10 protein-coding genes are annotated in these 13,416 nt (G+C 44.4%); 6 read left to right on the top strand and 4 right to left on the bottom strand.

Annotated elements, in window-relative coordinates:
• Window positions 1-48 precede the first annotated feature (48 nt).
• Window positions 49-579 carry a DUF6702 family protein gene (locus J7I42_RS12625; protein ID WP_209139184.1) on the top strand — a complete coding sequence of 177 codons (531 nt, stop codon included), beginning with the start codon at window positions 49-51 and terminating at the stop codon, window positions 577-579.
• Window positions 580-811: 232 nt separating this feature from the next.
• Here the strand turns inward: J7I42_RS12625 and J7I42_RS12620 are convergent, their stop codons facing one another.
• Window positions 812-2,128, bottom strand: coding sequence for a hemolysin family protein (locus J7I42_RS12620; RefSeq protein ID WP_209139183.1), 1,317 nt, complete (start codon window positions 2,126-2,128; stop codon window positions 812-814).
• Window positions 2,129-2,149: 21 nt separating this feature from the next.
• Window positions 2,150-2,758, bottom strand: coding sequence for a phosphatase PAP2 family protein (locus J7I42_RS12615; RefSeq protein WP_209139182.1), 609 nt, complete (start codon window positions 2,756-2,758; stop codon window positions 2,150-2,152).
• 126 nt (window positions 2,759-2,884) lie between these two features.
• Here J7I42_RS12615 and J7I42_RS12610 point away from each other — a divergent pair, with 126 nt between their 5' ends.
• The gene (locus J7I42_RS12610) at window positions 2,885-4,792 is read left to right on the top strand and encodes an LTA synthase family protein (protein ID WP_209139181.1); all 1,908 of its coding nucleotides are present in this window, start codon (window positions 2,885-2,887) and stop codon (window positions 4,790-4,792) included.
• 57 nt (window positions 4,793-4,849) lie between these two features.
• Here the strand turns inward: J7I42_RS12610 and J7I42_RS12605 are convergent, their stop codons facing one another.
• Window positions 4,850-5,596 carry a class I SAM-dependent methyltransferase gene (locus J7I42_RS12605; protein ID WP_209139180.1) on the bottom strand — a complete coding sequence of 249 codons (747 nt, stop codon included), beginning with the start codon at window positions 5,594-5,596 and terminating at the stop codon, window positions 4,850-4,852.
• A gap of 294 nt (window positions 5,597-5,890) precedes the next feature.
• On the opposite strand from J7I42_RS12605, the gene glmM reads away from it, so the two are divergent.
• The 4 genes from glmM (at window position 5,891) to J7I42_RS12585 (ending at window position 11,766) form a co-directional block, all read left to right on the top strand.
• Complete coding sequence (glmM, locus tag J7I42_RS12600; RefSeq protein WP_209139179.1) at window positions 5,891-7,270, top strand: phosphoglucosamine mutase; 1,380 nt, start codon at window positions 5,891-5,893, stop codon at window positions 7,268-7,270.
• 213 nt (window positions 7,271-7,483) lie between these two features.
• Window positions 7,484-8,623 carry a cysteine desulfurase family protein gene (locus tag J7I42_RS12595; RefSeq protein WP_209139178.1) on the top strand — a complete coding sequence of 380 codons (1,140 nt, stop codon included), beginning with the start codon at window positions 7,484-7,486 and terminating at the stop codon, window positions 8,621-8,623.
• A gap of 144 nt (window positions 8,624-8,767) precedes the next feature.
• Complete coding sequence (locus tag J7I42_RS12590) at window positions 8,768-10,273, top strand: gluconokinase (protein ID WP_209139177.1); 1,506 nt, start codon at window positions 8,768-8,770, stop codon at window positions 10,271-10,273.
• A 305-nt stretch (window positions 10,274-10,578) separates the two neighbouring features.
• On the top strand, window positions 10,579-11,766 hold the full coding sequence (locus J7I42_RS12585) for a DUF1624 domain-containing protein (protein WP_209139176.1): 1,188 nt from the start codon (window positions 10,579-10,581) through the stop codon (window positions 11,764-11,766).
• Window positions 11,767-11,895: 129 nt separating this feature from the next.
• Here the strand turns inward: J7I42_RS12585 and J7I42_RS35570 are convergent, their stop codons facing one another.
• Window positions 11,896-13,389, bottom strand: a complete 1,494-nt coding sequence (locus J7I42_RS35570; protein WP_209139175.1) for a T9SS type A sorting domain-containing protein — start codon at window positions 13,387-13,389, stop codon at window positions 11,896-11,898.
• Window positions 13,390-13,416: the final 27 nt, after the last annotated feature.

The raw sequence follows: 13,416 nt of genomic DNA, 5'->3' as shown, positions 1-13,416 counted from the left end.
GGTGTTAAAATAAATAAGAGATTTGTAACCTTAAAATTTTCATGTTTAATGGTAATACTATTATATAAATGGTTGTTCACTGCAATAACTTTTTTAGCAGGCCACCCTTCCGGCAACCCGGCAGATTCACTGGCACGCCATCCGCTTTTTGTTAGTGTTACCGAAATGAACTACAATGCCACGGATAAAAACCTGGAAATAAGCTGTAAAATATTTACTGACGACTTCGAGAAAACGCTGTCGAACATATATCATTCCAAGGTTGATCTTACCGCCCCTGTCAATAAAAGCGAGGCTGATAAAATGGTGAGTGAATACATTAAAGGCCATTTTCAGCTGAAGCTTGATAATAAAGCGGTGACGTTGAGTTTTGTTGGCTTTGAAAAGGAAAATGATGCCGTTTGGAGCTATTTCGAGGTGAGCAAAACGGCCACGGCACCCAAAAAGATCGACGTGGTGAATACCATTCTATATGAGTCATATGATAAACAAATGAATCTGATGCATGCGACTGTAGGCGGCAATCGGAAGAGTACCAGGTTGAACTATCCTGATAAGGAAACGAGTTTTCAGTTCTAGGCTGAAAGGCAATGGGTAATGGGCAATAGGCAATGGGGAAAAGGCAGTCGGTCAAACGGCTCGCTCTTTTTGAGCAGGAGAACCGATCTCGTGCCGCCTAAATGTTTCAACCTTCAAACTTATCAACCCCGTCACCGCTATCAACTTACCTTACCCGCCGAATCCGCCGGCTGGCGGAGTAGGAGGGCCATCCCTGTCAACCTATTAACTTGTCAACTGGTTAACTGATCAACTATTCACTTTCATCTTCCTCATTATCTTCCATATCCTCCAGAATTTCTTCCGAAGCAGTTACCAGCACCTTATCGATCCGCTGTGCATCCATATCAATGATCTCGAATTGAAAGCCTTTCCATTCCATGGTATCGCCGATGTGGGGAATGCGTTCTAGCTGGTGCAGGATAAATCCGGCCAGGGTATCAAACTCCTGTTCCACTTCGCTCATCCATTCGGCTTTATAAAAATGGCTCAGGAAATTATAGAAAGGTATCTGCGCATCAACCAGGAATGATCCGTCTTTGCGTTTTACAATTTCGTAGTAATCATCGTCTTGTTCAGGCATTTCACCCACCAGGGCCGTTAAAATGTCGTTTAATGTGATCATTCCCTGCAGGCTGCCATATTCATCAACAATAAAGCAGGAGGGTACTCGCTGTTGTTTGAACCGCTCCAGCAAACGGTAAGCAGTAATGTTTTCCGGTACAAACAGGGCCGGTTTCATTATAGACTTAAAAGCTGTAAAATCGTTGGTTACGTACAGGTCTTTTAAGGAAACGATGCCTTTAATATTGTCGAGGTCTTTATCGCAAATGGGATAAACCGAGTGCGGCTCATTAATGATCTTGTCGCGAATGGAATCTTCGGTATCGTTCAGGTCGAACCAGATGATGTCGCTACGGTGGGTCATTAAAGAAGTGATATTGCGATCACTGAGGTGAAATACCCGCTCAATGATCTCCTGTTCCACTTCTTCAATAGCGCCCTGCTCGGTACCTTCACTGATGATGGCCTTGATCTCTTCTTCCGTTACCGAATTGTCGGCAGTGGATTTTACGTTCAGGATCTTTAAGAACAGGTTGCTGGTTTTGTTCAACAGCCACACAAAAGGATGGGTGGCTTTGGAGAAATACAATACCGGGAGTGCTACCACGCGGGCAATTTTTTCGGCTTTTAACAAGCCTATCCGTTTGGGGATCAGTTCTCCAAATACTATTGAAAGAAAAGTAACAATAATTACAATGATGGTGGTGGAAATAGGCTGGGCGTAGTGCTTTACCATTTCAATCTTTTCAATGGAAGGTTCCAGGTACTTCCCGAAACGCTCGCCAGAGTATACACCCGTAAGGATGGCAATAAGGGTAATCCCGATCTGGGCAGCCGATAAAAATACTTCCGGATTATTAGCCAGGTCCAATGCTCTGCGGGCGGTTTCATCGCCTTTGTTGGCCATATTCTCCAACCGGGTCTTTCGGGCCGATACCAGGGCTATTTCCGACATTACAAATAATCCATTCAGAAAGATCAATGCCAATAATATAAAAATTTCCATTTACCGGGTGGTTTGGTTAAACTAAGATACTGTAAGCATTCCTATTCGTTTATGAAATAGTTTGCTTAAAACGAGCCCTATTCCGATACCCAGGAGCGCCCCGCAAAATACGTCAAAAGGATAATGAACCCCTACATAAACCTGCGTATATGCAATAATAAAAGCCCAAACGAAGAAAAGATTGGCCCATTTGCCAATAACCGGGCGTAATGTTGCATAAAAGAAGGTAGCCTGGGCAAAATGGTTGGTAGCATGGGATGAGGTAAAACTGGAGCTACGCGGACAATAATTTATAAAAAAGCGTAGTTGAGGCCCCATAATATCATCCTGACAAGGCCTGGTCCGCATTATAAAAGGCTTAATAAGCTGGCTGCTGATGAGGTCGCTGACAGCTGCGCATAATACAACGCCCATTACCCACCACCAACCTTTTATGCCAAAATTGGTTGTTACAAACAGCAACAAGAACAAATACAGGGGAACCCATGTTAATGTTTCCCGCATAAAGGGCAGTACAGTGTCTAAAAACGGAGTGCTCCAATCTTGATTAATATGGGTAATTAACCAGGCATCGAAGGGCTGAATGAGGTGCCAGAATGTTAACAGGCAGCAGGGTGGATCAACAATCATAATTGCAAAAATAAAAAACTATAATTTTAGGCCTTATTTTCTTATTTAATACATATGCTGAATATTCCTAAACTTGTCCGGTGGATCCTTTGGACTGGATTGATTTTCCTTGTTTTATTCACGCTCATGAGGCTGGGGTTGTTTGTTCTTAGTAATCAACAAAGTTATGGCCTGGGCCAATTGGGTGGTAGTTTTTTCCTGGGTCTCCGGTACGATTTAAGAATGATCTCTATATTACTGGTAACCATGCTCATTTTGGGCAGTATTCCTCCGCTGCACCCGTTTAGCAGTAAACGAGGAAAAAAGATCTGGATGACCATTCTCGGTATTGCCACACTGGTAGCGCTTTTTATCTTTTCGGTGGATTTTGCGCATTATGCTTACCTGGAACAACGCCTGAATGCCAGCGTATTAAATTACCTCGAGGACGCCAAAATTTCCATGGGCATGGTATGGCAGTCGTATCCCATAATACGGATGGTGCTGGGGGTACTGCTGGTAGCAGCCCTGTTAATATGGCTGTTCAACCGCACGCATAAGGTAGTAAGCAAACAAACTTTTACCGGCACAAAACGGAGTCGTATCCTTTCATTTATTATATGTTTTTTAATTGGCGGCTTTTTCATTTTCGGCCGGTTCAACCAATACCCGTTGCGTTGGAGCGATGCTTTTGCGCAGGGAAGCGATTATAAAGCCTACCTGGCTTTAAACCCCTTTGAAAGCTTTTTCAGCACGCTGAAATTCAGACATAGCACTTACGATGAAAAGAAAGTAAAGGAAACGGCCCCGGTGATTGGCAGTAATTTGCATTTTACACCCACCGAAAATCCGTTGAACTTTACACGCACAGTGGCGCCCCGCGCAGGTGCGGTTACTTCAAAGCCCAATATCGTACTGGTCATTTGTGAGTCATTCAGTGCTTATAAAAGTTCCATGTTTGGCAATCCGCTGAATACAACACCATTCTTCGACAGCTTATGCCAGCAGGGTATTTTCTTTGACCGCTGTTTTACGCCTACTTATGGAACGGCCCGGGGGGTATGGGCAACCATTACCGGTACCCCCGATGTTGAAATGCCAAAAACCGCCAGTCGCAACCCGGCAGCAGTTGACCAGCATACCATCATCAATAATTTTAATGGCTATGAGAAGTTCTACTTTCTGGGTGGCAGCACCAGCTGGGCAAATATTCGTGGTGTATTAACAAACAATATTGATAGCCTTCATTTATATGAGCAGGAAGATTACAAGGCAAAAAAGATCGATGTTTGGGGCATAAGTGATAAGAACCTGTTCCTGGAAGCCAATAAAGTACTTGCCCAGCAGGAGAAGCCGTTTTTTGCAATTGTCCAAACGGCAGATAACCACCGCCCATATACGATACCGGAAGAAGACCTGACCGAGTTTAAAAAGGTGCAGGCCCCCGCCGATTCCTTAGCCAGATATGGATTTGAATCGTCCGATGAAATGAATGCCTTCCGCTATACTGATTTTGGTTACCGCAAATTCATGGAAGCTGCCCGTAAGGAAAAGTATTTCAACAACACGATCTTTGTTTTTATAGGTGATCATGGCATTCCCGGTAATGCAGATGCATTATTCCCGCATTCGTGGACGGCCCAGCGTCTAACTACCATGCATGTGCCATTGTTGTTTTATGCACCTGGTTTGCTGGCGCCGCAACGGGTACATACCATCAGCTCACAGGTTGATGTGTTGCCTACCATTGCCGGTCTTAGCAATATTACTTATAGGAATGGTACATTGGGTAAAGACCTGCTCGATTCTGCCACAACCGGTTTTGCATTTGTTTTTGACCCGGATAACAGTATGACCGGAGTAGTAAAAGGAAATTACTTATACCGTAAGCAGTTGGTGACTAAAAAAGAAGAACTGGTTTCCATTATCAATAATGATCCGGTCCCTAACGATGCGGCACATGCTGCCATTATACATGAAATGGGGGTACTGACCGATGCGTTGTATGAAACAGCGAAGTTTATGCTGCTCAATAATAAAAAAGCCACCAGGTAATTTAGATATAAAAAATGGTCAGGGGCTTGCCATTAGGTAGCCCCTGTTTTTATTTTGCTAATTGGTCTTCTGCGCAAACATGATCATGCGAGGCGAGTTTTTAATGTCGTAGGGGTTAAGCAGGTAATCGCCATACACTTCTTTTAGTTGAAGACCATAAAAAGCGAACATGTCATTAAAATCGCCGAGGGAGAATTTAGCCACTCTTTCGGTGTACTCAAGCGGCGCTTCCAACCTTTCATCTTCTATTTCTATCTTTTTGTAAAAGTGCGTTTCATCGTACCATTTGGTTAGATAATACCTAACATCATCGATCACCTTTTCATGTTTGTGTACCAGGTGGTCTTCGGCATAATGCACATTCAGATAATCGATCACCACAATGCCTTTTGGTTTTAAGGCGTTGGAGATGGTCCTGATGGCGTTATAGTGTTCGCGTTCCGTTCTGAAATAACCAAAGCTGGTGAAGAAATTAAAGGCGTAGTCGAAATAATTTATCCAGAAGGGTAACCGCATATCGTGCTCATAAAAATGGAGGTGCCCGTTTTCCTGAGCCTGGGCAATGGCAATGCTGGCTGGTGCCAAGTCTATTCCGGTTACATCAAAACCTTTTGCAGCTAATAATTTTGAATGACGGCCACGTCCGCAGGCAACATCGAGCAGCTTTGCGTTTTCGGGTGGGCCCAATGTATTAAGCAATCTGGAAATAAAAGCGAATGCTTCTTTTTCGTCGTGTTCAAAATATAATTTGTGGTAGTAGGGGGAATTGAACCACTCCCTAAACCAGGTGCTGCTGTTGAACATGAAGGCAGAATATTTAAGCAAAAGTAGGGGAGTAAATCAAAAATTTACGAAGCATGTAGCATGGAGTTGGAATAGCGGCTACGTTAATTACATGTAAAATTTAACCCATAATTAATTGAGACGGTGTTTTTTATTCATTGTTTTCCACATGTTGTCCTTCATATTTAAAATGTCTTTAATTTTCGCTTATCTTCACTTTTCTGATTCACAATCCTGTAAAATTCCCTAATCTGGTAGTCCCTGCTAACAGCCAATCACTTATTTTTGTAATTATTACGTTAAACCCTGTTTATTGTGGCATTGATAAAAAGTATATCGGGCATTCGTGGAACGATCGGAGGTAAAACCGGAGAAAATCTCACTCCCCTTGATGTGGTAAAGTTTTCCGCCGCCTTTGGTAGTTGGGTGCTTGAAAAAGGTTCAGGCAATAAGATTGTTATCGGCCGCGACGGTCGTATCAGCGGCGCTATGGTACAGCAACTCGTAGTGAGTACACTAACGGGACTGGGCATAGATATCGTAGATATCGGGCTTTCCACTACACCTACTGTTGAAATGGCGGTAGTATGGGAAAAAGCAGCCGGTGGTATAATTATTACTGCCAGTCATAATCCCAAGGAGTGGAATGCATTAAAGCTTTTGAATGAACATGGTGAATTCATCAGTGCAGCTGATGGGGCATTGGTGTTGGAGAAAGCAGAAAAAGAAGATTTCAATTTCGTTGCTGTTGATAAGCTGGGTTCTTATTCAGAGAATAACACTTATCTGCAAAAGCACATTGATACCATTGTAAATTATCCACTGGTTGATGTAGAAGGCATTCGCCTGAAAAATTATAAAGTGGTAGTGGATGTGGTGAATTCAACCGGCGCGCTGGCTATTCCCCCATTGTTAACAGCATTGGGTATTGAGGAAGTGATTGTGTTGAATGAAGAGATCACCGGTAAGTTTGCACATAATCCCGAGCCATTACCTGAAAATTTAACAGCATTAAGTGCTGCGGTACGTAAACATAAAGCCGACCTGGGTATTGCAGTTGATCCTGATGTTGACCGTCTTTGTTTTGTTTGTGAAGATGGCAGCATGTTTGGCGAGGAATACACCCTGGTGGCTGTAGCTGATTATGTGCTCAGTAAAAAGGTGGGCAATTCGGTAAGCAACATGAGCAGCACCAAAGCGTTGAAAGAGATCACCATTAAACATGGTGGTGAATATTACCCTTCTGCTGTTGGTGAGGTGAATGTGGTGAATAAAATGAAGGAAATGAATGCGGTGATAGGTGGGGAAGGCAATGGCGGTATCATAGTGCCCGACCTGCATTATGGTCGCGATGCGCTCATTGGTATCGGTTTGTTCCTGAGCTCGCTGGCCACCCATAAAAATGGCATCCGCTCCTTCAGAGCGCGCTATCCTGATTATTTTATTTCGAAGAATAAAATTGAGCTGCAGACCAGTATCGATGTAAAAGAGATCTTCGAAAAGATCAAAGTAAAATATAAGAACCAACCCATAAATACGGAAGACGGGCTGAAAATTGAATTCGATAGCGATTGGGTCCACCTCCGTACGTCGAATACAGAACCTATTATTCGAATTTATGCCGAAAGCAGTTTTGAGACTACTGCCAATAACATCGCCCTCCGATTAATGCATGACATCAAGGAATTTATGTAAAGTCGAGTAGATCAGGGGTTTAATAAGCGATATAAATAATTCAAAAAACAGCCTTGTTATTTAAATAATATCAGGCGAAACTGGCGAAATATTAAACAATAATTGTTTAATATGTGTTTTTGGTAGGGTGGGTGTAAATCAGTCTTATTCAAAAATATTTTATTCAATTTTGCTCCGCTCCGGCGGAGCTTTTTTATTTAAATATATTACCACATGTCGAACCAGCCTGCGCGTATTTATTTTGACAATGCTGCAACCACATCACTCGATCCGGTGGTGCTGGAGGCGATGATGCCCTATTTTACCGAAAAGTTTGGTAATCCGTCTTCTATTTATTCTTACGGACGCGAAAGCCGCCTGGCGATTGAGAATGCCCGTAAAACGGTAGCGAAGATCCTGAATGCCCACCCAGCCGAGATATTCTTTACATCGGGTGGCACTGAAAGCTCGAATACAGCCATCAGCGCTGCTATTCGTGACCTGGGTTGCCGTCATATTATAACTTCACCCATTGAGCACCATGCCACTTCCCATACGGTTGAACATATGTTCCATAGCGGGGAAGCTGCCTTAAGCGAAGTAAAGCTGTTGCCTAATGGCCATATTGATATGGAAGACCTGGAGCGCCTGCTGGCCAATAGTGCCGAGAAATGCCTGGTAACGCTTATGCACGCCAATAATGAGATCGGCAATATGCTCGATCTGCATGCTGTAGGCAACCTGTGCAAAATGTATGGCGCCATATTTCATTCCGATACGGTACAAACAGTAGGGCATTTCCCCTTCGACCTGCGCAATACCCCTGTACATTTTATTACCGGCGCCGGCCATAAGTTCCATGGGCCAAAAGGCGTGGGTATGCTTTATATAAATGAAAATGTAAAGATAAAACCATACATCCATGGTGGTTCGCAGGAGCGCAATATGCGGGCCGGAACCGAAAATCTGTATGGCATTGTAGGGTTTGCCAAAGCGCTGGAGCTGGCCACTGAACATTATGAAGAACATAGCAGCTACATAAAGGGGTTGAAAATATATATGATGGAGAAGGTGAAGAACGTGGTGCGCGGGGTTACTTTCAATGGCGACATCCTGGGCCGCAGCCTGTATACCGTACTGAGCGTATCCTTCCCCAAAACCGAAAAGTCGGAGATGATCTTATTCAACCTGGATATGAATAACATTTGCGCCAGTGGTGGCAGCGCCTGTACCAGCGGCGCCGACCAGGGGTCACATGTTATCCGGGCCATCAATAACAACCCCAACCAGGTAACGGTACGGTTCTCCTTCAGTAAGCACAATACCAAAGAAGAGATCGATTTTGTGGTAGAGAAGCTGAAAGAGATGATCTAACGAAGGCTTTTTTTGATTGCTGACAAATAAGAATTGACGGGTCGTTCGCCATGGGGTAAACGGCCCGCTTTTTTATTGCCCGCTGTTTTATATACCCTCCGTGCAAAAAATCTTTTAACTTACCGGTAAAATCCGGTAAGTCATATGCATGTTATTATAGGCGTTGATATAGGGACCTCAGGCACCAAGGCCATAGCTTTTACCAGCGAAGGAAATGTTACCGGTAATGCGTATGTATCGTATAACCCACTGGTGGGAGCCCCCGGCTATCATGAGCTGGACCCCGAAGTGCTGTTCAATGCCGTTACTACCTGTATTGAGCAGGTAGTAAAAGGGGCGCCAGGCAAAATTGCCGGCATCAGTTTCAGCGCCGCCATGCACAGCTTAATTGCTGTTGACGTCAATGGCGAACCGCTTACCAATGTTATCACCTGGGCCGATGCCCGCAGCGCTGAATATGCCGAAGCATTAAAACAATCCCCGGCCGATAAAGACATCTATCGGCATACCGGAACACCCGTACATCCCATGTCGCCGCTTTGCAAGATCATGTGGCTGCGCGATCACCAGTCCCACATCTTTGCCATTACGCATAAATTCATTTCCATAAAGGAGTTTGTTTTTTACCGCTTCTTCAATCAGTATTTGGTCGATCATTCCATTGCATCTGCCACCGGTCTGTTTGATATTTATAAAAAGGATTGGTATGCCCCCGCACTACAGGCAGCTGGGATTACCGGCGACAGGTTATCGCAGCCTGTACCGGCTACTTATACTATAAAAGGGTTGGCGGCAAAATACGCCAAACAATTAGGTATTGATGCCAGCACACCTTTTATCATTGGCGCCAGTGATGGGTGTTTGGCCAACCTGGGCAGCAATGCCACCCAGCCCGGTGATCTGTCTGTTACCATTGGCACCAGTGGTGCCGTGCGCATGATGGCCAGTCAACCGGCATATGATAAACAGGAACGCATTTTCAATTATATACTTACCAATGAGCTGTATGTATCAGGCGGGGCCATCAACAATGGCGTGGTGTTATTGAAATGGTACACCGAACATTTTTTGAAAAAGCCCTTCTCCAGCGCGGGTGATTTAACCTGGTTTGTACAACAGGCCGACCAGGTGCCGGCCGGAGCCGATGGCCTGCTTTTTCTGCCCTATATCCTGGGGGAAAGGGCCCCTGTGTGGGATGCCAATGCCAAAGGCGTTTTTATTGGGGTACATAGCGGACATACCCAAGCGCATTTTATGCGTGCTATTATAGAAGGGATTAATTATGCGTTGTACCAGGTAGCGGTATCGGTACAGGAAACGGTGGGCGCCATTCAACATATTTATGCCAGTGGTGGCTTTATAAATTCTCCATTATGGTTACAGTGGTTAACTGATCTTTTTGGGAAGGAGATCAATCTCATTAACAGTGATGATGCTTCCTCTGTAGGGGCCGCCATACTGGGTTTTCAGGCACTGGGACTTATGCAGGGCTCTGAAATGACCCGAATTTTCCACATTCAGCAACAATACAACCCCAATGAGGTGTTGCATGCTCGCTATCAACAATATTATAAAGTATATGCAGGTCTTTATAATAAGTTAAAAGATGATTTTCAAACGCTGAATGATATACGCCTGGGTGCCCTTTAACATTTTATTTAATCTATTCCGCACAACTGGCATTATTTTTTGAATTACTAATAATGGAAGGTTGCACAACTCTGCCTTTCAATCGCTGTGGTTAAGTTTAAAACAAGGCATCCCGATGAATCGGGGTGAGTGAGTCCTCCCGATACATCGGGAGGGCTTTTTTTTGTTCCGCGATGAAGTAGCCATACAGACCTGATCCACTGGCTGGCGGATGAGGCTTACAGCGGTTTTCAGCCGTTAAACCCAAAACGCGGACTTTTAGGGGGAATCTTTGTAAATTGAAGGAAATCCCTTAAAAAACCAGTATGGACCAACTAACTGCAGTAAAAAAGCGGGTACAGTCAATTGACGTACTACGCGGCATAGTGATGATCATTATGGCGCTCGACCATGTGCGTGACTTTTTTCATGTTGATGCTTTTCAGCATGACCCACTTGATCCCACCACCACTACCCCCATCTTATATTTCACCCGTTGGATCACGCATTTCTGTGCACCTACTTTTGTGTTCCTGGCTGGTACTTCAGCTTACCTGGTGGGCCTCAGAAAAACAAAGACCGATCTAAGCGGGTTTCTATTAAAACGGGGTTTGTGGCTGATATTGATAGAAGCCCTTGTAATAACATTGGCTTTAACTTTTAACCCGTTGTACAATGTCATTATGCTCCAGGTAATTTGGGCCATTGGTATTAGTATGGTGTTCCTGGGACTGGCAGTGCGTTTACCCTATGGAGTTATTTTTGCGCTTGGCGCTTTAATTGTATTTGGCCATAATATCCTTGATTATCCCGAAGCTGCCCGTAATCATAATGTGCCTTTTCTGTGGGACCTGCTGCACGATGGGCGGTTTGATATATATACTTTTGCCCCTAACCATTCATTGGCAATTGCCTATGCATTTGTGCCCTGGATGGGGATCATGTTCATGGGTTATTGTGCCGGTAAATTATTTGCACCTACTGTTGATACATTTAAAAGGCAAAGAACGCTGGTGGCAATAGGGTTGGGATTAATTGTGCTGTTTGTGACATTGCGGTTAATGAATGGGTATGGGAACCCATTGCCCTGGTCGCCTCAAAAAGATGGCGTGAGTTCCCTGCTGTCGTTCATGAATGTGCACAAATATCCGCCTTCCTTAATGTACACCTGTATCACACTGGGGCCTGCCCTCATTGTATTGGCGTTGCTCGAGAATGTGCAGAACCGCTTTATTGATTTTGCCAAAGTGTATGGGCGGGTACCATTCTTTTACTACGTTCTGCATTTTTACCTGATACATATCCTGAGTACCATTGCCTTTTTTGTTTCAGGGTATGGCGCCAAAGATATTGTGGGCCCAACACCATTCCTGTTCAGGCCTATACAGTTTGGTTATAGTCTTTGGGTAGTATATCTCATTTGGGCAGCCATTGTGCTGGCATTATATCCCTTATGCCGTTGGTACAGTAAATACAAAGCTACTCATAGCCAGTGGTGGTTAAGCTACTTTTAAGGAAGCTGAGCAAGTAAAGCACCTTCTGGCGGCGAACGCACTCGCGGAAAACATTTTAAAAGATAAAGCCTAAAGCAAATACAAATTGTATTTGTTTTAGGCTTTCGACTTTAAGCTTTCAACTGTGAGCTATTGAACAACTATCTTTTGATTTAGCTGTACTCCGGTAACATCTTTCACCTGAACCACATAAGTACCTTTCACCATGCCTGGCAAGGTAAAACTGGTAGTTTGATTGCCTGGCAATACGGGCATATGTTGTTGCATAACAGCGCGGCCCATAATATCCGTAATGGTGATGGACACATTTTCAAGTTGTTTGCCGGTTTGCAACCACAACGAGGTGTTAGGCTGAATAAGGGTAGGGAATATTCTTGCCTCACCGGTAGTATTATTCTTAATAGTAATGATCTCGGAGTAGGTATTCACGCCATCCTGATCAACCATTCGCAACCGGTAGTACCTGGTGCCGGAAAATGAGGCCGGGTCAGTGAAGGAGAACCGGATGCCGGTGGCATTGGTTATTCCCACAGCAGCTTTTACCTGACCCACATTAAAGAACTGGCGGCCATCATTGCTTCTTTCTACAATAAAATGATCGGTATTGCTGGTTAGGGAAGTGGCCCAGTTTAACAGCGTTTGGTCATCCTGCACTTTACCACTGAATTGAACCAATTTAACCGGCAACGCAACAAAGTTCATATCAAAACTTACCCGATTGCCGCCGTTATTTTCATAATATTCCAGCACCATATTGTAGGAACCATTCAACGTAGCGGAATAACTACCTGTCATATATGCGTGGTCATTCCAATTATTGATCACCCAGGTATTGCCGCCATCCAAACTAAAGCGGTAACCATCGTCACCGCCCACCAGGAAGTTGCAATTGCTGTAAGGAATAGTTTTTCGCAGCCGGTAACGGACGCTGAAAGTTTGTGTTTGTATAGGACAGTTGCTGGTGTTGTAGGTTACATCATCGCCTCCAAAGTTTCGATCGAAGAACGGATTGCCGGCTCTTCCTTCAAATACGATGCCTTTCAAGGCAGTGAAATCCATATTTTCATATACATATCCTCGCCAGACATCACCGGTACCATATACGGATTCGTCGAATATGCCATTACAAGCCTGAAAGGAGATGCGTTGACCGCCACCAGCGTCAAAGTATTCTAATACCAGGCTTACCGGGCCGTTTAAATGAACGCTTACACTACTGGACGTGTAAGCATGGCCGCCCCAGTCGCCAAGGACCCAGGTGGACCCTCCGTCTAAGCTCAGGCGATAGCCATCATCACCACCTACGGTGAAAGTATAGTCATCATCAGCAAAGACTTTATACAGTTTATACCGGATCGCAAAAGAGTTTGTTTGGATGCTACAGCCAACGGTAGGGTAAGTTGTTTCGTCAACGTTGCCGAAGCTTTGGTCGAAGTTCATCTGACCAGGCGTCCCTTCGTTAATATAACCCATATAATTAGTGAAATCGTCATTGTCATAGACGTATCCTATCCAGGTGTCGTTGGAGCCATAGGTCATTTCATCACCTGGGGCCGAGGGGCATTGTGCAGACAGCCTGCCAAAAAAGAACAGGCTGATAAGTAATAATTTACCAGATTTCACGGGCGGGGTACAATTAAATTAAAAACT

It is taken from the genome of Niastella soli (assembly GCF_017742245.1).
GTDB classification, from domain to species: Bacteria; Bacteroidota; Bacteroidia; order Chitinophagales; family Chitinophagaceae; genus Niastella; species Niastella soli.
This window is presented reverse-complemented; position numbering and strand designations above follow the sequence as displayed.